Origin of the sequence: Bacteroides sp. AF39-16AC, from assembly GCF_003602735.1 — a bacterium.
Classification (GTDB): domain Bacteria; phylum Bacteroidota; class Bacteroidia; order Bacteroidales; family Bacteroidaceae; genus Bacteroides; species Bacteroides uniformis.
Window position 1 is genome coordinate 1 of the sequence record NZ_QTLN01000082.1, and the last position, 415, is coordinate 415.

General features: G+C 38.1%; 1 pseudogene. It reads right to left on the minus strand.

Annotated elements, in window-relative coordinates:
• A pseudogene (locus DW039_RS21400) lies at positions 1-415 on the minus strand (tetracycline resistance ribosomal protection protein); the annotation flags it as partial.

Consider the following 415-nt stretch of genomic DNA (forward strand, 5'->3'; position numbering starts at 1 on the left):
AGTCTTTAGATTTTTAATCTTGATGAATTTTTCCGAATCGTTGATTCTTACAACGTCTCGAAGTCTCAGACTTCCGTCAATTATTTTAAGAAAACTTCTTTTATGCCCTTTGGGGTCATGCTCTATCTTATAGAGATAAGCTGAAAGTCTGTTTGAGACTGATGCCGGAGGAAGTATAAAAGAAGAAATGGCGTCCAACAACTCATTGATACCGATATTGAACATTGCTGATCCATGTAGCACCGGATAGACTTTGGCTTTTGCCACAAGAGCGATTATCGTATTCCAATAATCAGCCGGTGAAATTTCGCTATCCGCCAAATATCGTTCTAATATATCGTCGTCATGGTTGCATACAAATTCTTTGTATTCTTCCTTTATATATGTTTGGGAGCAAACCGGATAAACCGATCCA